General features: G+C 72.2%; 16 protein-coding genes. 14 read left to right on the top strand and 2 right to left on the bottom strand.

Features of this window, described 5'->3' with window-relative positions; translation table 11 throughout:
- Nucleotides 1–3 precede the first annotated feature (3 nt).
- The 8 genes from gatB (at nucleotide 4) to ABZZ79_RS33380 (ending at nucleotide 9,571) form a co-directional block, all read left to right on the top strand.
- Nucleotides 4–1,518, top strand: a complete 1,515-nt coding sequence (gene gatB / locus ABZZ79_RS33345; RefSeq protein ID WP_356695248.1) for an Asp-tRNA(Asn)/Glu-tRNA(Gln) amidotransferase subunit GatB — start codon at nucleotides 4–6, stop codon at nucleotides 1,516–1,518.
- An 86-nt stretch (nucleotides 1,519–1,604) separates the two neighbouring features.
- Nucleotides 1,605–1,988: a hypothetical protein gene (locus tag ABZZ79_RS33350; RefSeq protein ID WP_356695250.1), complete on the top strand. Its 384-nt coding sequence runs from the start codon at nucleotides 1,605–1,607 to the stop codon at nucleotides 1,986–1,988.
- 195 nt (nucleotides 1,989–2,183) lie between these two features.
- The gene (locus ABZZ79_RS33355; RefSeq protein WP_356695252.1) at nucleotides 2,184–4,412 is read left to right on the top strand and encodes an MMPL family transporter; all 2,229 of its coding nucleotides are present in this window, start codon (nucleotides 2,184–2,186) and stop codon (nucleotides 4,410–4,412) included.
- Complete coding sequence (locus tag ABZZ79_RS33360) at nucleotides 4,390–4,950, top strand: GNAT family protein (RefSeq protein WP_356695254.1); 561 nt, start codon at nucleotides 4,390–4,392, stop codon at nucleotides 4,948–4,950. The genes ABZZ79_RS33355 and ABZZ79_RS33360 overlap by 23 nt, the downstream gene beginning before the upstream one ends.
- A gap of 46 nt (nucleotides 4,951–4,996) precedes the next feature.
- Nucleotides 4,997–5,620, top strand: coding sequence for a hypothetical protein (locus ABZZ79_RS33365; RefSeq protein ID WP_356695256.1), 624 nt, complete (start codon nucleotides 4,997–4,999; stop codon nucleotides 5,618–5,620).
- 223 nt (nucleotides 5,621–5,843) lie between these two features.
- The gene (locus ABZZ79_RS33370; protein WP_356695258.1) at nucleotides 5,844–6,044 is read left to right on the top strand and encodes a hypothetical protein; all 201 of its coding nucleotides are present in this window, start codon (nucleotides 5,844–5,846) and stop codon (nucleotides 6,042–6,044) included.
- A gap of 71 nt (nucleotides 6,045–6,115) precedes the next feature.
- Nucleotides 6,116–9,256: an AAA family ATPase gene (locus ABZZ79_RS33375; RefSeq protein WP_356695260.1), complete on the top strand. Its 3,141-nt coding sequence runs from the start codon at nucleotides 6,116–6,118 to the stop codon at nucleotides 9,254–9,256.
- Nucleotides 9,257–9,295: 39 nt separating this feature from the next.
- Nucleotides 9,296–9,571: a DUF6191 domain-containing protein gene (locus ABZZ79_RS33380; RefSeq protein WP_356695284.1), complete on the top strand. Its 276-nt coding sequence runs from the start codon at nucleotides 9,296–9,298 to the stop codon at nucleotides 9,569–9,571.
- Between the two features lie 1,044 nt (nucleotides 9,572–10,615).
- On the opposite strand, the gene ABZZ79_RS33385 is transcribed toward ABZZ79_RS33380, so the two are convergent.
- Complete coding sequence (locus ABZZ79_RS33385; RefSeq protein ID WP_356695262.1) at nucleotides 10,616–11,815, bottom strand: PQQ-dependent sugar dehydrogenase; 1,200 nt, start codon at nucleotides 11,813–11,815, stop codon at nucleotides 10,616–10,618.
- 239 nt (nucleotides 11,816–12,054) lie between these two features.
- A complete protein-coding gene (locus ABZZ79_RS33390; protein ID WP_356695264.1) occupies nucleotides 12,055–13,053 on the bottom strand; it encodes an aldo/keto reductase in 999 nt (332 codons plus the stop codon).
- Between the two features lie 74 nt (nucleotides 13,054–13,127).
- Here ABZZ79_RS33390 and ABZZ79_RS33395 point away from each other — a divergent pair, with 74 nt between their 5' ends.
- The 6 genes from ABZZ79_RS33395 to serA all read left to right on the top strand — a co-directional run bounded on the left by ABZZ79_RS33395 (nucleotide 13,128) and on the right by serA (nucleotide 23,011).
- Nucleotides 13,128–14,078: a 2-hydroxyacid dehydrogenase gene (locus ABZZ79_RS33395; protein ID WP_356695266.1), complete on the top strand. Its 951-nt coding sequence runs from the start codon at nucleotides 13,128–13,130 to the stop codon at nucleotides 14,076–14,078.
- A 390-nt stretch (nucleotides 14,079–14,468) separates the two neighbouring features.
- Entirely contained in the window at nucleotides 14,469–17,438 is a 2,970-nt protein-coding gene (locus tag ABZZ79_RS33400) for an EAL domain-containing protein (RefSeq protein WP_356695268.1), read from the top strand.
- 237 nt (nucleotides 17,439–17,675) lie between these two features.
- The gene (locus ABZZ79_RS33405; protein ID WP_356695270.1) at nucleotides 17,676–19,526 is read left to right on the top strand and encodes an acetolactate synthase large subunit; all 1,851 of its coding nucleotides are present in this window, start codon (nucleotides 17,676–17,678) and stop codon (nucleotides 19,524–19,526) included.
- A 20-nt stretch (nucleotides 19,527–19,546) separates the two neighbouring features.
- Complete coding sequence (gene ilvN, locus ABZZ79_RS33410) at nucleotides 19,547–20,071, top strand: acetolactate synthase small subunit (RefSeq protein WP_356695272.1); 525 nt, start codon at nucleotides 19,547–19,549, stop codon at nucleotides 20,069–20,071.
- Nucleotides 20,072–20,188: 117 nt separating this feature from the next.
- Entirely contained in the window at nucleotides 20,189–21,187 is a 999-nt protein-coding gene (gene ilvC / locus ABZZ79_RS33415) for a ketol-acid reductoisomerase (RefSeq protein ID WP_356695274.1), read from the top strand.
- A 234-nt stretch (nucleotides 21,188–21,421) separates the two neighbouring features.
- Complete coding sequence (gene serA, locus ABZZ79_RS33420; protein ID WP_356695276.1) at nucleotides 21,422–23,011, top strand: phosphoglycerate dehydrogenase; 1,590 nt, start codon at nucleotides 21,422–21,424, stop codon at nucleotides 23,009–23,011.
- Nucleotides 23,012–23,104 lie beyond the last annotated feature (93 nt).

Below are 23,104 nucleotides of genomic sequence, written 5' to 3' on the forward strand. Positions count from 1 at the left end.
ACCGTGACCACCACGACCGACCTGGTGTCGTACGAGGACGCGCTGGCGTCGTACGACCCCGTCATGGGCCTTGAGGTCCATGTCGAACTCGGCACCAAGACCAAGATGTTCTGCGGTTGTTCGACCGCGCTCGGTCAGGACGCCAACACCCAGACCTGCCCGGTCTGCCTCGGCCTGCCCGGCGCGCTGCCGGTCGTCAACGCGACCGGCGTCGAGTCCGCGATCAAGATCGGCCTCGCGCTGAACTGCGAGATCGCCGAGTGGTGCCGCTTCGCCCGGAAGAACTACTTCTATCCGGACATGCCGAAGAACTTCCAGACCTCCCAGTACGACGAGCCGATCGCCTTCAACGGCTTCCTCGACGTGGCGCTGGAGGACGGCGAGGTCTTCCGCGTGGAGATCGAGCGCGCCCACATGGAGGAGGACACCGGCAAGTCGACCCACGTCGGCGGCGCCACCGGCCGTATCCACGGCGCGTCCCACTCCCTGCTCGACTACAACCGCGCGGGCATCCCGCTCATCGAGATCGTCACCAAGCCGATCGTCGGGGCCGGCGAGCGCGCCCCCGAGGTCGCCCGCGCCTACGTGCGTGAGCTGCGCGAGGTCATCCGGGCCCTCGGCGTGTCCGAGGCCCGTATGGAGATGGGCCAGATGCGCTGCGACGTGAACCTGTCGCTGCGCCCGAACGGCACCGAGAAGTTCGGCACGCGCTCGGAGACGAAGAACGTCAACTCGCTGCGGTCCGTGGAGCGCGCGGCCCGCTTCGAGATCCAGCGGCACGCGGCCGTGCTGTCGTCCGGCGGCACGATCATCCAGGAGACCCGCCACTTCCACGAGGACACGGGGTCCACGACCTCGGGCCGGGTGAAGGAGGAGGCCGAGGACTACCGGTACTTCCCGGAGCCCGACCTCGTCCCGGTGGCACCCTCCCGTGAGTGGGTCGAGGAGATCCGCGCGGACCTGCCCGAGCTGCCGCTGGCCCGCCGCACCCGGCTGCTGGCCGACTGGGGCATCACGGCGACCGACATGCAGGCGATCCTCAACGCCGGCGCGCTGGACCCGATCGTCGCCACGATCGAGGCCGGTGCCGACGCGGCCTCCGCCCGCAAGTGGTGGATGGGCGAGCTGGCCCGCAGCGCGAACGAGTCGGGCAAGGCGCTGGACGACCTCGCGATCACCCCGGCCCAGGTGGCCCGGGTCGCCGAGCTGGTCACGAAGGGCGACCTGAACGACAAGCTGGCCCGTCAGGTCATCGAGGGCGTCCTCGCGGGCGAGGGCACCCCGGACGAGGTCGTCGAGCAGCGCGGTCTGAAGGTCGTCTCCGACGACTCCGCGCTCGGCACGGCCGTCGACGAGGCCATCGCCGGCAACCCCGGCATCGCGGACAAGATCCGCGGTGGCAAGGTCGCCGCGGTGGGCGCGCTGGTCGGCGCGGTCATGAAGGCGACCCGCGGTCAGGCCGACGCGGCCCGTGTGAAGGAGCTGATCCTTCAGACGCTGGGCGTCAGCGAGGGCTGAGTCCGTCATCGCGCGCAGGCCCCGGGGACCGCTGTCCCCGGGGCCTGTGGCATGTGCGGCAGGCGCAGGCACTACGCTGCCGCGCCATGAACGGACCAAGCGACTCCGAGACGGCGGAGACGGGCGATGAGCCCGGGGACATATCCCAGCAGGCCCAGCAGGCCCAGCAGGCCCAGCAGGCCCAGCAGGCCCAGCAGGCCCAGCAGGCCCAGCAGGACCCGGTCGCGGCGGCCCGGCGGGCCCGCTGGACCGCGGCCGGGACCGGCGGCCTGCTGGCGCTCGCCGGAGCCGCCGCTGCCCTGCTGCGGCTCACCGGCTCCGCGCCCGTCCTCGTCCCCGCCGCCTACGCCCTCGGCTCCGCGGTGTGCGCGACGGCCGCGTTGATCGGCTCCCGGGGCCGCACCCGACGGGCGCTGTGGCTGCTGATCGCCGGGGTGACCGTGATGGCGTTCGGAGACCAGTTCGACTGATGGCGACAGAGTCCCGCCGACTGTCCTGTGAGGTGTCTCCCACTCCTGTGAATAAGCCCACGAACGTGCCAAAGGATCATTTCGGCCTGTAAGAGTGACTAGGCATTGCTCATGCGTTCTTTGCGGGCTGTTCGGTTGATGTGCGACTGATCCCGGTCAAAGAGTCACAATCGGTCGATTCTGGGAGCAGGTCTCGTGGCAGCCCTAGCACGCTGGTGTGTCCGGCACCGCCTCGTCGCCGTTCTGCTCTGGCTCCTCGCCTTCGGTGGGGTGACCGCCGCCGCCTCCGTCGCCGGAGCGGCGTACTCGACCAACTACGAGGTCCCCGGCACCGAGTCCGGCCGTGCGACCGAGCTGCTCCAGGAGGGCTTCCCCGGCCTCGGCGGGGACAGTGACACCGTCGTCTGGCACACCGGCTTCGGCAGCGTCCGCGCCGCCGACGTCGAGCAGACGATGAGCCGCACCCTGGACCGGATCGCCGAGCTGCCGGGCGTGGCCGGGGTGAAGGGCCCCTATGACGGCCATGGCACGGCCCGCATCAGCGAGGACGGCCGTACCGCCTACGCCACGGTCACCTTCGAGCACTCGGCCGAGGACCTCGACGCAGGCCAGGCCGAGGACGTCGTCTCGGCCGCGAAGGCCGCCGAGGCCGACGGGCTCCAGGTGGAGCTCGGCGGCAACGCCATCGCGCTCACCGACTCCTCCGGCGGGCACATCGCCGAGATCGTCGGCGTGATCGTCGCCGCCGTCGTGCTGTTCCTCGCCTTCGGCTCGCCCGCCGCCTCGCTGCTGCCCATCGCGACCGCCCTGATCGGCGTGGGAACCGCATACTTCAGCATCGAACTGCTCGGCCACGTCATGACCGTCGCCGACTTCGCGCCCATGCTGGGCATGCTGATCGGGCTCGGTGTCGGCATCGACTACGCCCTGTTCATCGTGACCCGGCACCGACGCGGTCTGAAACGCGGGCTGAGCGTCACCGAGGCCGCGACCAACGCCGTGTCCACCACCGGACGCGCGGTCGTGTTCGCGGGTGCGACGGTGTGCATCGCCCTGCTGGGCATGCTCATCCTGCGCCTGAACTTCCTCAACGGCGTCGCCATCGCCGCCTCGCTCACCGTCGTCCTCACCGTCGCGGCCTCCGTGACCCTGCTGCCCGCGCTGCTCTCCTTCATCGGCATGCGGGCGCTCAGCCGCCGCGAGCGGCGCCGGCTCGTCGAGCACGGGCCCGAGCCGGAGGTGCCCACCGGCTTCGCCGCCCGCTGGTCGGCGTTCGTCGAGCGGCACCCCAAGAAGCTCGGCGCCCTCGCCCTCGTCGTCATGACCGTGCTGGCGCTGCCCGCGCTCTCCCTGCGCCTGGGCACCTCCGACCAGGGCAACAACCCCGAGTCCTCGACCACGCGCCAGGCCTACGACCTCCTCGCCGAGGGGTTCGGCCCCGGCGTCAACGGTCCGCTCACCCTCGTCAGCGAGGTCCACGGCGCCGCCGACAAGCTCGCCCTCGACAACCTCGACGGCACCCTGCGCTCCACCGAGGGCGTCGCCGCCGTGACCCCGGTCACCTACAGCACCGGCGGCCACACCGCGTACCTCACCGTCGTACCGGAGTCCTCCCCGCAGTCCGGGCAGACCAGCGACCTGGTCGAGCGGCTGCGCACCGACGTGCTGCCGCGCGCCGAGTCCGGCACCTCGCTCGACCTCCAGGTGGGCGGGGTCACGGCCGGCTACGACGACTTCGCCGACGTGATCGTCGGCAAGCTGCCGCTGTTCGTCGGGGTCGTGATCAGCCTGGGCTGTGTGCTGCTCCTGCTGGCCTTCCGCTCGATCGGCATCCCGCTCAAGGCCGCCGTCATGAACATCGCCGCCGTCGCCTCCGCCTTCGGGGTCGTCGTCGCGATCTTCCAGTGGGGCTGGGGCAGCGAACTGCTCGGCCTGGGACGCGCCGGGCCCATCGAGCCCTTCCTGCCCGTGATCATGGTGTCGGTGCTGTTCGGGCTCTCCATGGACTACCAGGTCTTCCTGGTCAGCCGGATGTACGAGGAGTGGCTGGAGACCGGTGACAACCGGCGCGCGGTCCGCGTCGGCCTCGCCGAGACCAGCCGGGTGATCAACTCCGCGGCCGTCATCATGATCTCGGTCTTCCTCGCCTTCGTGCTCAGCGGCGACCGTGTCATCGCGATGTTCGGCATCGCGCTCGCCGCCGCCGTCGCCCTCGACGCCTTCGTCCTGCGCACCCTGCTGGTGCCCGCGCTGATGCATCTGCTCGGCGGCGCCAACTGGTGGCTGCCGCGCCGGCTCGACCGGCGCCTGCCCCGCATCAGCATCGAACCACCCGAGTGCCGCGCCGCGCATGAGAAGCTCGCCGATGTCGACCGGGAGTTCGAGCTGGAGCTGGAGCGGGATGTACGCGATATCGCTGGGTGACGACGGAGCCGAACTGCGCCCCCTGGAGCCCTGGCACGCCGAGGAGTTCCTCGCGCACCTGGACCGGGGCCGGGAGTTCATCAACCGGTTCGTGCCCTTCGGGTCGCGCGCCACGGACGTGGCCACCGCCCGCGAGGCGCTCCAGCGGTACGCCGACTGGCGCGCGGCCGACACCGCGTCCCTGCACGGCCTGTGGCTGGAGGGCAAGCTCGTCGGCGGCGTGCTCTTCCTCAACTTCGACGCCGAGCAGGGCAACTGCGAGGTCGGCTGCTGGCTGGAGCCCGCCGCCACCGGGCGCGGCCTGGTCACGCGCGCGATGCGGGTGCTCATCGACCATGTCGTCGAGGACCGCGGCATCCACCGCGTCGAGTGGATCGCCGCCACCGGCAACACACCCAGCCTCGACATCGCCCGCCGCCTCGGCATGACCTGCGAGGGCGTACGCCGCGAGAGCCATCTGCATCACGGCGTACGGCAGGACCTGGAGGTCTGGTCGGTCCTCGCGCCCGAGTGGCGGGCCGCGCGGACGCGGTCGTGAACGATCATTAAGGGGCTTCTCAGACTACGTCCGTACGGTGCGGGGCATGGGAACGAAGACTGTGGACAACGCGACCGCCTCCGAGGCCGCCGAGACGGACGAGACCACCGAGACCGCCGAAACGGTCGAGACCACCGAGAACACCGAGACCACCGAGAACACCGAGACCGCCGAGACGGTCGAGAAGACCGCGGAGGGCGTCCGCGAGGAGCCCCGGGCCTCCGAGGAGACCGACGAGCACGAGGCGCCCGAGGGTACCGACGACCAGGCCGGTCCCTCCGGGGTCGGCCAGGGCGCCGGTGCCGTGGTCTCAGCCGCCCTCGGCCTGGTCTCGCTCACCGGCGGCTGGATCGGCACCGTCGCCTCCGCGCGCGAGTCGCTGATCGGCCAGCTGGAGACCTCCTCGTCCTCCAGCGTGGCCACGATGGTCAAGGAGGGCTACGGCGACGCCTGGCAGGCCAGTGCCCTGTGGGCGGGCCTGTTCGCGCTCGCCGCGCTGATCACCGGCGTGGTCGTGCTCGCCCGGCCCGCCTTCGGGGCCCCCGGCAGGCCGCAGGCGCCCTGGATCAAGTCCGTGTCCTGGGCCGGTGTCGCGCTCGGCGTCATCGGCCTGCTCCTGGCTGTCCTCAAGTACACCGGCGTACTCCTCGGCCTGCCCGCCACAGGCTGAACGAACCCGCAGGTCAACAGGGGTCTCAGAACCCGCGTAAGTGCCTTATGCGGAAACTGGGGCCCCTTACCCGCGTCTAAGGCCCCTCCCGCTCCCGAAGATGCGGAACTCTCCCGATGTGGCGCACCCCCCTGGGAGACGAAGGTAGAGGCATCGCACAGAGCGAAGCCGAAAGACCGGCCCTCCACCGCACCGGAGACCGGACCTTCACCAGGGAGAGACGATGTACGAGTACGAGATCCAGCAGCTGCGTTCGGCCGAACTGATCCGCCGGGCCGACCACGAGCGACTGGCCCGCGAGACCGTCCGCCGCAGCCGCGAGGCCCGCGCCGAGGCCGCGCGCAGGGCAGCCGACGCACGCCCCACCGAGGCCGAGTCGCATAGCCGCCGCCCCCGCCGGTTCCGCCTGCCGCGCACCGCGTGAGCGCGGCCGGGCGCCCGGCCGCGGCAGCGGCACCGGAGAAAACGGGTCCCGCGACTTCGCGCCTCCGTGCGATGCTCGCACCCGTGGAGACCAGGACCGTCAGTCCCGTGTTCGTAGGCCGCGCCGAGGAGTTGGACACGCTGAACCAAGCGCTCGCCCGCGCTGCCGCGGGCGAGCCGCAGGCGTTTCTGGTCGGCGGCGAGGCCGGAGTCGGAAAGACCCGCCTCGTCGAGGAGTTCACCGCCGCCGCGGGTCGCGCCGGAGCCGTCGTCGCGCTCGGCGGCTGCGTCGAGATCGGCGCCGAAGGACTGCCCTTCGCCGCCTTCTCCACCGCGCTGCGCACCCTGCGCCGCATGCTGCCGGACGAACTGGCCGCCGCCGCGGCCGGCCAGGAGGAGGAACTCGCCCGGCTGCTGCCCGAACTGGGCGACACCGGCACCGGCCGCCACGACGAGGAGGGCACCGCCCGGCTCCTCGAACTCACCGCCCGCCTCCTGGAACGCGTCGCAGCCGACCGCACGGTCGTCATCGTCCTGGAGGACCTGCACTGGGCCGGCGCCTCCACCCGCCATCTGCTCGCCTACCTCTTCCGCACCCTGCGCACCGGCCGCCTGGTCGTCCTCGCCACCTACCGCTCCGACGACATCCACCGCCGCCATCCGCTGCGCCCCCTGCTCGCCGAACTCGACCGGCTGCGCACCGTACGCCGCCTCGAACTCGAACGCTTCACCCACCAGGAGGTCGGCTGCCAGATCGCCGGCATCCTGGCCGCCGAACCCGACCCCGCCCAGGTCGACGCGATCTTCGAACGCTCCGACGGCAACGCCTTCTTCGTCGAGGAACTGGCCGTCGCCGCCCACGAGGGCTGCGCCACCGGCCTCACCGACTCCCTGCGCGACCTGCTGCTGGTCCGCGTGGAGAAGCTGCCCGACAGCGCCCAGCAGGTCGCCCGGATCGTCGCCGAGGGCGGCTCCACCGTCGAGCACCGGCTCCTCGCGGCCGTCGCCCACCTCTGCGAGGACGACCTCATCGACGCCCTGCGCGCCGCCGTGCACGCCAGCATCCTCACCCCCACGCCCGAGGGCGACGGCTACCGCTTCCGCCACTCCCTGGTCCGCGAAGCCGTCGGCGACGACCTGCTGCCCGGCGAACGCTCCCGCCTCAACCGCCGCTACGCCGAGGCCGTGGAAGCCGACCCGACCCTCGTCCCCGCCGACGAGCGCGTCACCCGGCTCGCCAGCTACTGGTACAACGCCCATGACGCCGCCAAGGCCCTGCCCGCCGTCCTCGACGCCTCCGCCTCCGCCCGCCGCCGCCACGCCTACGCCGAACAACTGCGGCTCCTGGAACGCGCGATGGACCTGTGGGACACCGCCCCCGAGGACACCCGGGCCGCCCTGCGCCTCGCCGACTACACCGAGGCCTACTGCGGCTGCGACCCGGCCACCGCCACCCTGGGCTTCCTCGACCTGATGGCGGAGGCCGCCCTCGCCGGGCGCTTCTGCGGCGAACGCGAACGCGCGCTGAAGATCACCAAGCGTGCCCTGCGGCTGCTGGACGCCGACCCCGACCCGCTGCGCGCCGCCTGGTTCTGGGTCCAGCGCTCCCGCCTCATCCAGGCCAAGGCCCGCGGCGACGGCTGGGCCGAGCTCGCCAGGGCCCAGGAACTCGTCCGCGGTCTGCCGCCCTCGGAGGTGCACGCGGAGGTGCTCTCCAGTGTCGCGAGCTGGTCCATGCTGCACGAGCCCGGCCCCGACGCCCTCGCGTCCGCCGAGCGCGCGGTGGAGTACGCCCGCATGGTCGGCGCCCGCGAGACCGAGCTCAACGCCCGCCTCACCCTCGGCGTCCTCACCGTGGACGCCGGTGACACCACCGCCGGACTCACCGAGCTCGCCGAGGTCAAGCGGCTGGCGCTGCGCGAGGGCGCCGCACATGTCGCGGGCCGGGCCTATGTGAACCTGCCGACCGAACTGGACGCCGTCGGCCGCTCGCGGGAAGCCGTGCCGATCCTGCGCAAGGGAGCCGTCTTCACCCGCGAGTTCGGCCTGCTGCACTCCGAGGCATGGGTGTGGACCAACCTCGCCGAGTCGCTGTACGCCCTCGGCAGCTGGGACGAGGCCGTGGAGGCCGCCAGAACCGCGCTGGGCCGCGGCCAGAGCGCCAAACCGCAGGGCGGGGCCACCCTGATCCTGGCCCAGGTCGCCCTGGGCCGCGGCGACCTGTCCGGCGCCCGTGACCAACTGGCTTCGGCCCTGCGGTACTTCGGCACCCACGACCCCATGCCCCAGCAGTGGCTGCCGGTGGCCGCCCTCACCCTCGGCCTCGCCGCCGCCGAGGACCGTGTCACCGAAGCCCGCGCGGAACTCCGACGCGTCGTGGACGCCGGCTTCCCGCCAGGCATGCAGCGCTACGGCTGGCCCCTTCTCCTCGCCGCGGCCGCCGCGGAGGGCGACGCCCCCGACCTGGCCGTCCTGCGCGAGGACCGGGAGGACACGCTGGAGCGGATCGCGGACGCCGCGCAGAAGCTCCCCACCGGCGCTCCCGTCTGGCTGGCCCACGAGAGGTGGCTGCGCGCCGAGCTCCGACGCGCCCGCCGCGTCGCCGATCCCGACACCTGGGCCGAGGTCGTCGCCGACTTCGAACAACTCGACCGCCCCTACGACCTGGCCCGCGCCCGTCACCGCCTAGCCGAGTCCCTCCTCGCTCCCGGCGCGACGGCGACGGCGGCCGACCGCGCGGAAGCCGGGCCGGCCGGGAGAGACCTGGCAGCCAGAGGCGGCGCCGGCATCGAGCGGGCCCGCGCGGGCGTCCCCACCGACGACGACCGCGACCGCGCCACCGAGCTGCTCCGCCTCTCCCTCGCCGTGGCCCGCCACCTCGGCGCGGGCCCGCTGGCCGACCGGGTCACCCGTCTCGCCCAGCGCGCCCGCCTCACGCTCGACCGCGGCGCCCCGGCCGCCCTGGCCCCTGCCGATCCGGTCGAGGCCCTGGGGCTGACCAGCCGCGAGCGCGATGTGCTCCGCCTGGTCTCGGACGGCCGCACCAACCGCCAGATAGCCGAGGAGCTGTTCATCTCCCCGAAGACCGCCAGCGTCCACGTCTCGAACATCCTGTCCAAACTCGGCGTGGCCGGCCGGGGCGAGGCGGCCGCGGTGGCCCATCGGCTGGGGCTGTTCGCTCCGGCGGCGGGGGAGGCGGCGGCCGCGCGATGATGGAGTCGGGTGAGCCACGCGGCCGAGGGAAGGGACGCGATGTTCAACGCCTTCGAGGAACTCTTCGCCCCGGGTCGCAAGCACACCCGTGACGAGCAGAAGCGGCTCGAACTGACGCGGGAGGACGTCGGGGACAACGACCCCGGGCGGGGCCCGATAGACCTCGCCTCCGGCAAGGTCGTCATCAGAGCACCCGAGTCCGCCGAGGAGGACCCTGCCGAGCCCGGCTCCGAGGAGCCGGCCGAGCCCACGCCGGACGGCTCTGCCGGGCACACGCCGGACGCCGCCGAGCCCGGCCCCGAGGAACGCGCCTAGCCCGACCGCGAGGAGGCGCTTCCGAGCCCGGCTCCGAGGAGGCGCGTCGAGCCCAGGCCCGAGCAGCCTGCCGTGCCCCGCTGCGACGGGCCTGCCGAGCTCAGCCGCGAGGGGGCCTGCCGAGCCCGGCCGCGGGGGGCCTGCCGAGCCTCCCGAGCGGGCGCGCCGAGTCCGGCCGCGAGCAGCCTGTCGAGCAGGCCGAAGAGTGGCCGAGCCCGGCCCTCAGAGGCCTCCCGCCTCGGCCTCTGGGAGCAGGCTGAGCCCGCCCCGGGCGGGCGCGTCGGATCCGGCCGAGAGGGGCTGCCGAGCACGGGCGAAGAGCTTGCTGAGTCTGGCCTGAGGGGCCCTCCCGGGTCGGTCCCTGGGAGCCTGCCGAGCCCCGCCCAGGGCGGGCCTGTCGAGTCCGGCCGTGAGGGGCCTGCCGAGCCCGGCCGCGAACACGCCGCCGAGTCCGGCCGTGAGAGGCCCTCCAGGGTCGGCCTCTGCGCGCCTGCCTTGGCTGGCCCCGAGGGGGCGCCGAGTCGAGCCGCGAGGGGCCTGTCGGAGCTGGCCGAAGGCTGCCGAGCCCGGCCCTCAGAGGCCTCCCGTCTTGGCCTCTGGGAGCAGGCTGAGCCCCGCCCAGGGCGGGCCTGTCGAGTCCGGCCGTGAGGGGCCTGCCGAGCACGGCCGCGAACAGGCCGCCGAGTCCGGCCCTGAGGAACCCTCCAGGGTCGGCCTCTGCGAGCCTGCCTTGGCCGGCCCCGAGCGGGCGCGCCGAGACCGGCCGCGAGCAGCCTGTCGAGTTGGCCGAAGACTGGCCGAGCCCGGTCCTCAGAGGCCCTCCCGTCTCGGCCTCTGGGAGGCCTGCCGAGCCCCGCGCCGGGCGGGCCTGTCGAGTCCGGCCCTGGGGGCCTGCCGAGCCCGGCACCGAACGGGCCGCCGAGTCCGTTCTTCGAGGGGTCTGCCGAGCACGGGCGAAAAGCCCCCCCGAGCCCGGCCCTGAGCGCCCTCCCGGGTCGGTCCCCGGTGGCACCGCGGTGACCCCGGCCGGTCCATGCCGGTCGGCTAGCTCACCTTCAGCTCCAGGATGCGGTCGTCGCCGTCCTCGGGGGAGCCCCGGCCGTCCGTCTCGCTGGTCACCAGCCACAGCTTGCCGCCGCCCGCCGGGACGACCGTGCGCAGACGGCCGTACTCGCCCTCCAGGAAGGCCTGCGGGTCGGCCGAGGTCTGCGTGCCGTTCAGCGGGACGCGCCACAGGCGTTCGCCGCGCAGGCCCGCCATCCACAGGGAGCCCTCGGCGTAGGCGAGTCCGCTGGGGGAGGCGTCCTCGGTGCGCCACTGGGCTATGGGGTTGAGGAAGTCGGGGTCGTCGGAGCGGCCCTCGACCTCCGGCCAGCCGTAGTTGCCGCCGGGCTGGATCGCGTTGAGCTCGTCCCAGGTGTTCTGGCCGAACTCCGAGGCGAACAGCCGCTGTCGGTCGTCCCAGGCCAGGCCCTGCACATTGCGGTGTCCGTAGGAGTACACCGGCGAGTCCGGGAACGGGTTGCCCGGGGCCGGCTCGCCCTCGGGGGTCAGCCGCAGGATCTTGCCGCCCAGCGACTCCCTGTCCTGCGACAGGCCGGTCTCGCCGGTCTCGCCCGCGCCCACGTAGAGCATCTTGTCCGGGCCGAAGGCGATCCGGCCGCCGTTGTGGATGAAGCCCTTGGGGATGCCCTTGAACACCGTGTCCGGCGCGCCCAGTTGCTCACCGGCCGGCTTCTCGGCGTCGTACAGCATGCGCACGACGCGGTTGTCCGAGGCCGAGGTGAAGTACGCGTAGACCATGTGGTCCGAGGCGTAGTCGGGGGAGAGGGCGATGCCCAGCAGGCCGCCCTCGCCCTCAGGGGTCACCCCGGGCACCTCGCCCAGCTCGGTGACGCGGCCGGTGCGGTCGTCGACCCGGCTGATCGTGCCCTCGTCGCGCGAGGAGACCAGCAGTCCGCCGTCCGGCAGCGGGGCCAGGCCCCAGGGAGTCCCGAGGCCCTCGGCGACCGTCCGCACGACCTTCACCGAGCCCTTCGCGGGCGGGATCTCCTCCGCCGGGCCGCCGGAGGAGGGCGCTCCCGAGGACGCCGGGGTGCTCCGGCCGCCCTCCGGCGGGTCTGCGCCTCCGCCGTCGGAGGAACATCCGGCCGTCACCAGGAGCGCGGCCGCGGCCAATACGGCGGTCACCACTCGACGTTGCACGATTCTGGTCCCTTCGACGCGGCGGGTTCTCCTTCTCATACACCGCCCGCGCCCCACAGGTTCCCGTTCCCCGAGTAGTCCCCCATACTTTCGTGACTCCCCGGCCGTCGCCACCCGGACGAGGCCGCCCACCGGGCGCCGTCCCGCAGCCCCCGCGTCGTCCCGCAGCCCGCGCGGCGCCCCGCAGCCCGCGCGGCGCCCCGCCGGCCCCACGGCCTCCCGCACCCCCACGGCCTCCCGCACCCCCGCAGCGCGCCGCCGCCGAGGACCCCACCCCGTCAGTCCCAGGACCCCCGCGCCCCCGGCAGCCCCGCCAGCTCCGCCAGGTCCCGCGTCGTCAGCCGCAGCCCCGCCGCGGCCGCGTTCTCCACCACCCAGCGCTCCCGCTTGGCCCCCGGCACGGGCACCACGTGCGGCCCCTGGGCCAGCGCCCACGCCAGGGCCACCTGCGCGGCCGTGACCTCGTCGCCGTGCCCGGCGGCGACCCGGCGCAGGCCCGCGACGATCGGCTGGTTCGCGGCCATCATCTCGGCGGTGAACCGGGGATGCCGGGCGCGCATGTCGTCCGGCTCGAAGCCCTCGCCCGGCGTCAGCGTGCCGCTGAGGAACCCGTTGCCCAGCGGCATCGCCGCCAGGAAGCCGATGCCGCGCGCCGCGCACCACGGCAGCAGCGCCCGCAGCGCCTCGGGCGACCACAGCGACAGCTCGGCCTCGACCGCGCTCACCGGGAAGACCTGCTGCACCCGCTCCAACTGCCGGATCGTCGTGTCGTACAGCCGCTGCCCGGAGCGCCGGCCGCCCCGCACCCCGACCGCGCACAGGCCCAACGCCCGTACCTTGCCCGCCTGGACGAGATCGGCCATCGCGCCCCAGGTCTCCTCCACGGGCACCTCGGGGTCGGCGCGGTGCAGCTGGTAGAGGTCGATCACATCCGTCTGCAGCCGCCTCAGGGACGCGTCGCAGGCACGTTTCACATAGCCGGGGCGGCCGTTGGCGACGATGTGCTGCTCGCCGACCAGCAGCCCGACCTTCGTCGACACGAACGCGTCCGCGCGCCGCTCCTTCAACACCCGCCCCACCAGCAGCTCGTTGGTGAACGGGCCGTACATGTCGGCCGTGTCCAGCAGCGTCGAGCCCGCGTCGAGCGCCCGGTGCACCGCTCTGAGCGACTCGTCGCCCCGTTGCCGGGACGTGCTGTACGCCCAGCTCATCGGCATGCACCCGAGCCCGACGGCTCCCACCGGGAGTGCCCCCGCGCCGATCGTCCTGCGCTCCACCTGGCCGCAACCCTCCCTCTCTCGGCCCCCAACCTAACCTCTGCGCCCCGCACCCCTGGCATAGCCTCCTGACCATGACTGCTGACGTGTGGCTGCCCATCCCGGCGGACGGCATCGAGGGCCTTCCCGAAGGGCCGGACTACCGCTTCTGGAACGGCGGTGAGGACTTCCCCGCGGACCCCGCCGACTGTGTCTTCTACGTCGTGCCCTATATGAAGCCCGTGGGCGTCGGCGTGCGCCCGCTGTCCGCCATGAGCCGCGTCGAAGTGGTCCAGACGCTGTCGGCCGGCATCGACCACGTCGAGCCGGGCCTGAAGCACCTTCGTCCGGGCGTACGGCTGTGCAACGCGCGCGGGGTGCACGAGGCGAGCACGGCCGAGCTCACCCTCGCGCTGATGCTCGCGTCCCTGCGCGGCATCCCCGACTTCGTACGCGCCCAGGACAAGGGGCGATGGCTCGGCGGCTTCCGGCCCGCCCTGGCCGACAAGAACGTACTGATCGTGGGATACGGATCGATCGGCTCGGCCATCGAGGACCGGCTCGTGCCCTTCGAGGTGGCGCGGGTGGCGCGCGTCGCGCGCTCGGGGCGCACCACGGCGCGCGGGCCCGTGCACCCGTTCACCGAACTGCCCGCGCTGCTCCCGCAGGCGGATGTCGTCGTGCTGTCCACGCCCCTCACCGAAGGCACCCGCGGCCTGGTGGACAAGGACTTCCTGGCCCGGATGAAGGACGGCGCCCTGCTCGTCAACGTCGCCCGCGGCGCGGTCGTGGACACCGACGCCCTGCTCGCCGAACTGGAGCGCGGCCGGGTCACCGCCGCGCTCGACGTGACCGAGCCGGAGCCGCTGCCCGCCGACCACCCGCTGTGGCACGCGCCCGGCCTGCTCATCAGCCCCCACGTCGGCGGTCCGACGTCCGCGTTCATGCCCCGCGCCCAGCGGCTGATCGCGGACCAGGTGCGCCGGTTCGTGAACCGCGAGCCGCTCGCGAACGTGATCCTGACGACGGGGGCAACCGGCGCGTAACCGGCTTCGGGTACCCTCCGCAGTCCTCCGGATGCGGGCGGTGCCCACTCCTTCGTCGATCGTCACGGAGCGTAGAGAAGCTATGTCCCTGAGTGACGAGACTGGTGTATCGTCCCGACAGGGGCTGCGCCGCACACCGATCGGCGCCGGGGACGGACATTTCAGACTGCGAGGGGGGCGACGGACGATGCACGGCCTATGGACGAACGATCCGACGCGACGAGGCCACCGATTGCGGCCCTTGCGCCCGGCCGCGCGCAGGCGCGGCTGCCACGCCGGCCACGGCCAGCACAGCCATCACGGCGATCACCGCAGGCACAGCGGCCGCAGGAGGCAGACGCATCCCGCTCACCACTCCCCGAAGAGCGGGGCACGGACCGGGAGCGACCGGTGAGCTCGCCGCCCCCGACGACCACCCTCGACGGAGTGCTGCGGGACCTGCCGGTACCGGCCGCGCCCCTCGGGCGGCCACCGGCCGACCGCGGCGGAGCGGGCCCGGTCCGCCAGTTGGGGCTGGCCCTGGTGTGCGCGGGATACGCCGTCGGTTCCGCGCTCGGCTGGGGCTCCGAGCAAGCCGCCCTGATCATGGGCGACTTCGGGCTGAGCGCCGCGGCGGGCACCGCCGCAGTCTCCTGCTTCCTCTACGCCCGTGGCCGCCGGGTCCGATTCCGCCCGGCCTGGCTGCTGTTCGCGCTCTCCTCGACGATGGCGGCCCTGGGCAACCTGATCTGGGGCTGGTACGAGGTCGTGCTGGGCCGTCCCGTGCCCAGCCCGAGCTACGCCGACCTGTTCTTCCTCTGCTTCGCGCCGCCCGCCATCGTGGGACTGCTGGTCCTCGCCAAACGGCCGGTGACGAAGGCGGGTTGGGTGTGCCTCGCACTGGACGCCTGGCTGATCGCCGGCTCCCTGCTCACCCTGTCGTGGAGCCTCGCGCTCGCGCAGACGGCCCGCGCCGACGGATCGAGCGTGCCGCACACCGCGCTCTCCCTCGCCTATCCGCTGCTCGACATCGCGCTCGTGAGCATGGTGCTCGCGCTGCACTTCCGGCGCTCCGGCGCCAACCGCTCCGCGATCAACACCGCGATCGGCGCCCTCGCCCTGACCGTGATGTGCGACGCGCTGTTCACCTCGCCGCTGCTGCACAACAACTACCGCTCCGGGCAACTGCTGGACGCCGGCTGGTTCGCCGGTTCCCTGCTGCTCGCCCACGCCCCCTGGGTCGCAGCCCGCTCCGGTCACGCCGACGACGAACCGCACACGCGTGTGGTGCACGAGCATCTGCCCGGACAGCGCGGCGCCGCCCAGCATCTGCAGCGCAAGCACCAGGAGTCCGGCCGGTACGCGACCGCCCGCCCGATCACCGGATCACTGGCGGCCCTCACCCCGTACCTCGCCGCGGCCGTGTGCACGCTGGGCATCCTCTACAACGTCCTCAACGGCCGCAGCGTCGACCGTGTCGTGCTGCTCACCGCGGGCACGGTCGTGCTGGCGCTGGTGGTGCGGCAGGGGATCATGCTGCTCGACAACATCACCCTCACCCAGGAACTGGCGCAGAAGGAGAACCACTTCCGCTCCCTGGTGCAGGGCTCCAGCGACGTCATCATGATCGCCGCGCCCAGCGGTGTCCTGCGCTACGTCTCCCCGGCCGCGGCCGGGGTCTACGGACGCTCCGCCGAGGACCTGGTGGGCACCGAACTGGCCGAACTGATCCACCCCGAGGACCTGGGCTGCGTGGTGCACGAGGTGCGCCGCTTCCTCGCCGCCAGCCCGGCCGAGGAACCCACCACCCGGATCGAGTGCCGCTTCCGCTCCGGCGGCGGGGGCGGCTGGCTCAACGTGGAGTCCACGGTCAACCGCCACCACGGCGGCCTGATCTTCAACAGCCGGGACGTCACCGAGAGAGTGCGCCTGCAGGCACAGCTCCAGCACAACGCCGAGCACGACTCGCTCACCGACCTGCCCAACCGCGCCCTGTTCACCCGGCGGGTCCAGCAGGCCCTGTCCGGCCGCCGCTCCACCGACCGCGGCACGGCCGTGCTCTTCATCGACCTGGACGGCTTCAAGGCGGTCAACGACACGATCGGCCACCAGGCCGGGGACGAACTGCTCGTCCAAGCCGCCCGCCGGCTCCAGGAGGCGGTACGGCAGACGGACACGGCCGCCCGGCTCGGCGGCGACGAGTTCGCGGCGCTGATCCTCGGGGACGGCGGCCGCGACCGCGTGGCCCGCGAACGGCAGATCCTGGAGCTCGCCGACCGCCTGCGGGTGACGCTGTCGCAGCCGTACGTCATCGACGGCAACGATGTCCGGGTCGCCGCCTCCATCGGCGTCTCCTTCGCCGAGCCCGGCCTCGGCGCGGGCGAGCTGCTGCGTAACGCCGATCTGGCGATGTACCGCGCCAAGTCGGCCGGCAAGGGCCGCGTCGAGCTGTACAAACCGCAGATGCAGCAGGACGTCGTACGCAAGGCGGAGCTGGCGACGAGACTGCGGGCCGCGCTGCACGACGGCGAGTTCACCCTGCTCCACCAGCCGGTGGTGTCCCTGGAGGACGGCCGGATCACCTCGGTCGCGGCCCAGGCGCGGTGGCGGTCCTCCCGGGGGGTGCTGTTCACCCCGGCCGAGTTCCTGCGGGTCGCGGAGGACAGCGAGAAGACCGCCGAGCTGGGCCGGTGGGTGCTCCAGGAGGCGGTCGAGCAGGCCGCCGAACGCACCGGCACGGGCCACGCGGTACCCGTCGTCGTCCGGATGAGCGCCCGCCGGCTGCTGGACCGCTCGCTGCCGCTCGGCTCGGTCGAGGCGCTGCTGACCCGGCACGGCCTGCCCTCGGGCGCGCTGGTGATCGAGCTGTCCGATCCCGACCCCAAGGTCCTGGACGAGCTGGAGCGGCGCCTGGCCGCCCTCAGACGGCTCGGCGTACGGATCGCGCTGGACGGCTTCGGCAACGGATTCGCGGCGATCACCGCCCTGCGGCGGCTCCCGGTCGACATACTGAAGCTCGACCGCAGCCTCGTCGAGGGCGTCGTCGAGTCCGCGCGGCTGCACAAGATCACCGCTGGGCTGCTGCGCATCGCCGGCGACCTCGGGCTGCAGTCCGTGGCCGACGGGGTGGATCTGCCGGAACAGGCCGTCGCCCTGCGCTCGGTGGGCTGTACTCAGGGGCAGGGCATGGCCTTCGCCGGGCCGCTGGACGAGTACCGGCTGCGCAGGGCACTCACTTCCGGCCATTATCCGGTGCCGCACGGCCCCGTCGAACCCGCTTTCGCGGGCGGCGGCGTCCATGGCTACGAGGATGTGACCACCATCTTCGGAGGCGGGACGGCCCTCCGCTCACATAATGAGACTCCCGTCCCACCCACTTGACAGTATGTGCGCGCCGGGGGGAGGGTCAGTTCCATGCGCACCCGAATTCTCGTACTTGGAAAGCGCGTCGGCTGAAACTGGTGACGTCCGGACGGACCCGGAACTCCCAGTGCACCCACCCGGCGCGCTCCCCTCGCTTGCCTTTAGGCACGAGGGGTTTTTTGTTGCACAGGACAAGCTGTACAACAGCCGCATTCCGCACGAAACCTCGCAAAAACCCTCAGCATCGAGAAGAGAATGCCGATGACCGAGCAGGCCACCGGGGCTCACCCGCAGCCGCGGCCCCGATCCGGAGGACATCAGTCCGCCCCCGAGCACGTCACGGGTGCGCAGTCCCTCATCCGCTCTCTCGAGGAGGTCGGCGCCGACACGGTATTCGGCATTCCCGGCGGTGCGATCCTGCCCGCGTACGACCCGCTGATGGACTCCCGGCGCGTCCGCCACGTCCTCGTCCGGCACGAGCAGGGCGCAGGCCACGCGGCCACCGGCTACGCGCAGGCCACCGGCAAGGTCGGCGTCTGCATGGCCACCTCCGGCCCCGGTGCCACCAACCTGGTCACCCCGATCGCCGACGCCCACATGGACTCGGTGGCGCTGGTGGCGATCACCGGCCAGGTCGCCTCCAAGGCGATCGGCACGGACGCCTTCCAGGAGGCGGACATCGTCGGCATCACCATGCCGATCACCAAGCACAACTTCCTGGTCACCAAGGCCGAGGACATCCCGCGGGTGATCGCGCAGGCGTTCCACATCGCCTCCACCGGCCGCCCCGGCCCGGTCCTGGTCGACATCGCCAAGGACGCCCTCCAGGCGAGGACCGTCTTCTCCTGGCCGCCCACCATGGACCTGCCCGGCTACCGCCCGGTGACCAAGCCGCACGCCAAGCAGATCCGCGAGGCCGCCAAGCTGATCACCGGAGCCAAGCGGCCCGTCCTCTACGTCGGCGGCGGCGTCCTCAAGGCTCGGGCCACCGCCGAGCTGAAGGTCCTCGCCGAGCTGACCGGAGCGCCCGTCACCACCACCCTGATGGCGCTCGGCGCGTTCCCCGACAGCCACCCGCTGCACCTGGGCATGCCGGGCATGCACGGGTCGGTCTCCGCCGTCACCGCGCTGCAGAAGGCCGACCTGATCGTCGCCCTCGGCGCCCGCTTCGACGACCGCGTCACCGGCAAGCTGGACAGCTTCGCGCCGTACGCCAAGATCGTCCACGCCGACATCGACCCGGCCGAGATCGGCAAGAACCGCGCCGCCGACGTGCCGATCGTCGGAGACGCCCGCGAGGTCATCGCCGACCTGATCCAGGCCGTCCAGAAGGAGCACGGCGAGGGCCACCGGGGCGACTACAGCGCCTGGTGGAAGGACCTCTCCCGCTGGCGCGACAACTACCCGCTCGGCTACGACCAGCCCGCGGACGGTTCCCTGGCCCCGCAGCAGGTCATCGAGCGCATCGGACAGCTCGCCCCCGAGGGCACGATCTTCGCGGCGGGCGTCGGCCAGCACCAGATGTGGGCCGCGCACTTCATCCAGTACGAGAAGCCCGCCACCTGGCTGAACTCCGGCGGCGCCGGGACCATGGGCTACGCCGTCCCGGCCGCCATGGGCGCCAAGGCGGGCGCGCCCGACAGGGCCGTCTGGGCGATCGACGGCGACGGCTGCTTCCAGATGACCAACCAGGAGCTCACCACCTGCGCCCTGAACAACATCCCGATCAAGGTCGCCGTCATCAACAACGGCGCCCTCGGGATGGTCCGCCAGTGGCAGACGCTGTTCTACAACCAGCGCTACTCCAACACGGTCCTGCACTCCGGCCCGGACGACGTCAACCCCGAGGCCCGCGGTACCCGCGTCCCCGACTTCGTGAAGCTGTCGGAGGCCATGGGCTGCTACGCGATCCGCTGCGAGTCCCCGGAGGACCTGGACAAGGTCATCGAGGAGGCCAACTCGATCAACGACCGTCCGGTCGTCATCGACTTCATCGTCCACGAGGACGCCATGGTGTGGCCGATGGTCGCCGCAGGCACCTCCAACGACGAGATCATGGCCGCCCGGGACGTCCGCCCCGACTTCGGCGACAACGAAGACGACTGAGAAAGAGCCGAGTTCAGAACATGTCCAAGCACACGCTCTCCGTCCTGGTGGAGAACACCCCGGGCATCCTGGCCAGGATCGCCGCGCTGTTCTCCCGTCGCGGCTTCAACATCGACTCGCTCGCGGTCGGCGTCACCGAGCACCCCGACATCTCCCGCATCACTATCGTGGTGAACGTCGAGGACCTGCCGCTGGAGCAGGTGACCAAGCAGCTCAACAAGCTCGTCAACGTCCTGAAGATCGTCGAACTGGAGCCGTCGCAGGCCGTCGCCCGCGAACTCGTTCTGGTGAAGGTGCGCGCCGACAACGAGACGCGCTCCAAGATCGTCGAGATCGTCCAGCTGTTCCGCGCCAAGACGGTCGACGTCTCCCCGGAGGCCGTCACCATCGAGGCCACCGGCTCCAGCGACAAGCTGGAGGCCATGCTGAAGATGCTGGAGCCCTTCGGCATCAAGGAACTGGTCCAGTCCGGCACGATCGCGATCGGCCGTGGCGCCCGCTCGATCACCGACCGGTCGCTGCGCGCCCTCGACCGGTCGGCGTAGGACGGATTCGGGCGGCCGGGGGACACCGGCCGCCCGTATACCGAGACCCTGAGACTTCCCCTCCCGCCACCGTCATACGGTGGGACGCAACACCTGCACTCAAGGAGAGAACCCAAAGTGGCCGAGCTGTTCTACGACGCCGACGCCGACCTGTCCATCATCCAGGGCCGCAAGGTCGCGGTCATCGGGTACGGCAGCCAGGGCCACGCCCACGCGCTGTCGCTCCGTGACTCGGGTGTCGACGTCCGCGTCGGTCTGCACGAGGGCTCCAAGTCCAAGGCCAAGGCCGAGGAGCAGGGCCTGCGCGTGGTGACCCCCGCCGAGGCCGCGGCCGAGGCCGACGTCATCATGATCCTCATCCCGGACCCGATCCAGGCCCAGGTCTACGAGGAGTCCATCGCCCCGAACCTGAACGACGGCGACGCGCTGTTCTTCGCGCACGGCTTCAACATCCGGTTCGGCTTCATCAAGCCCCCGGTCGGCGTGGACGTCGCCCTGGTCGCCCCGAAGGGTCCGGGCCACCTGGTCCGCCGCCAGTACGAGGAGGGCCGCGGCGTCCCCGCGATCGCCGCCGTCGAGCAGGACGCCACCGGCAACGCCTTCCCGCTGGCCCTCTCGTACGCCAAGGCCATCGGTGGCACCCGGGCCGGTGTCATCAAGACGACCTTCACCGAGGAGACCGAGACCGACCTGTTCGGCGAGCAGGCCGTGCTGTGCGGCGGCACCTCCGCCCTGGTCAAGGCCGGCTTCGAGACCCTGGTCGAGGCGGGTTACCAGCCGGAGATCGCCTACTTCGAGTGCCTGCACGAGCTGAAGCTGATCGTCGACCTCATGTACGAGGGCGGCCTGGAGAAGATGCGCTGGTCGGTCTCCGAGACCGCCGAGTGGGGCGACTACGTCACCGGCCCGCGCGTGATCACCGACGCCACCAAGGCCGAGATGAAGCAGGTCCTCGCGGAGATCCAGGACGGCACCTTCGCCCGGAACTGGATGGACGAGTACCACGGCGGTCTGAAGAAGTACAACGAGTACAAGAGCCAGGACTCCGAGCACCTGCTGGAGACCACCGGCAAGCAGCTGCGCAAGCTGATGAGCTGGGTCGACGAGGAGGCCTGAGCCTCATGACGGCGGGGCCGGAGTGTGGCGCTCCGGCCCCGTTGTCCAACCCGTCCAGCCACGGATGGGTGATCCTTCCGCACAGGCGAAGTACGCACCTCGTCGCGCTACTAGACTGCTGCAAAACATACGCGTCAGGCCCACAGCGTCGTGCGTCTTCCACGCGGCTAGCCCCTCCTCCGCCTGCGGCCGTCGGGACGGCCGTCCGCACGCATTGGACTTGTGAGGACTCACGTGAGCTCGAAACCTGTCGTACTCATCGCTGAAGAGCTGTCGCCCGCGACCGTGGACGCGCTTGGCCCGGACTTCGAGATCCGCCACTGCAACGGCGCCGACCGCGCCGAACTGCTCCCGGCCATCGCCGACGTCGACGCGATCCTGATCCGCTCGGCCACCAAGGTCGACGCCGAGGCCATCTCCGCCGCGAGCAAGCTGAAGGTCGTCGCACGAGCCGGCGTCGGCCTGGACAACGTGGACGTCTCCGCCGCCACCAAGGCCGGCGTGATGGTCGTCAACGCCCCGACCTCCAACATCGTGACCGCCGCCGAGCTGGCCTGCGGTCTGATCCTCGCCACCGCCCGCCACATCCCGCAGGCCAACGCCGCGCTGAAGAACGGCGAGTGGAAGCGCAGCAAGTACACCGGTGTCGAGCTGGCCGAGAAGACCCTCGGTGTCGTCGGACTCGGCCGCATCGGCGCCCTCGTCGCCCAGCGCATGTCCGCCTTCGGTATGAAGGTCGTCGCCTACGACCCCTACATCCAGCCCGCGCGCGCCGCCCAGATGGGCGTGAAGGTGCTCTCGCTGGACGAGCTGCTCGAGGTCGCCGACTTCATCACCGTCCACCTGCCGAAGACCCCCGAGACGGTCGGTCTGATCGGCGACGAGGCGCTGCGCAGGGTCAAGCCCAGCGTGCGCATCGTCAACGCCGCGCGCGGTGGCATCGTGGACGAGGAGGCGCTGTACTCCGCCCTCAAGGAGGGCCGGGTCGCCGGCGCGGGCCTCGACGTGTACGCCAAGGAGCCCTGCACGGACTCCCCGCTGTTCGAGTTCGACCAGGTCGTGGCCACCCCGCACCTCGGCGCCTCCACCGACGAGGCCCAGGAAAAGGCCGGAATCGCCGTCGCCCGCTCGGTGCGCCTCGCCCTCGCCGGCGAGCTGGTCCCGGACGCGGTGAACGTCCAGGGCGGTGTCATCGCCGAGGACGTCAAGCCGGGCCTGCCGCTCGCCGAGCGCCTCGGCCGCATCTTCACCGCGCTCGCCGGTGAGGTCGCGGTCCGCCTCGACGTCGAGGTCTACGGCGAGATCACCCAGTACGACGTGAAGGTGCTGGAGCTCTCCGCGCTCAAGGGCGTCTTCGAGGACGTCGTCGACGAGACGGTCTCCTACGTCAACGCCCCGCTGTTCGCGCAGGAGCGCGGTGTCGAGGTGCGCCTGACGACCAGCTCGGAGTCCCCGGACCACCGCAACGTCGTCACCGTGCGCGGCACCCTGGGCACCGGCGAGGAGGTCTCGGTCTCCGGAACGCTGGCCGGCCCGAAGCACCTGCAGAAGATCGTCGCCGTCGGCGACTACGACGTGGACCTCGCGCTCGCCGACCACATGGTCGTCCTGCGCTACGAGGACCGTCCGGGTGTCGTCGGCACCGTCGGCCGCATCCTCGGCGAGGCGGGCATCAACATCGCCGGCATGCAGGTCGCCCGTGCCGGGGTCGGCGGCGAGGCGCTGGCCGTGCTGACCGTGGACGACACGGTGCCCTCCGCGGTGCTGGCCGAGGTGTCCGAGGAGATCGGCGCCACGTCGGCCCGTTCGGTGAACCTGGTCTGAGCGTCGCCCGTGGGGGCCCCGCCCCCACGAGGTGAGGAACGCCGGTCGGGGGGGGGGGCGGGGCGGGGGCGCCCCCGCCGCGGGACACGACGG

Source organism: Streptomyces sp. NPDC006458 (assembly GCF_040612135.1).
GTDB lineage: Bacteria > Actinomycetota > Actinomycetes > Streptomycetales > Streptomycetaceae > Streptomyces.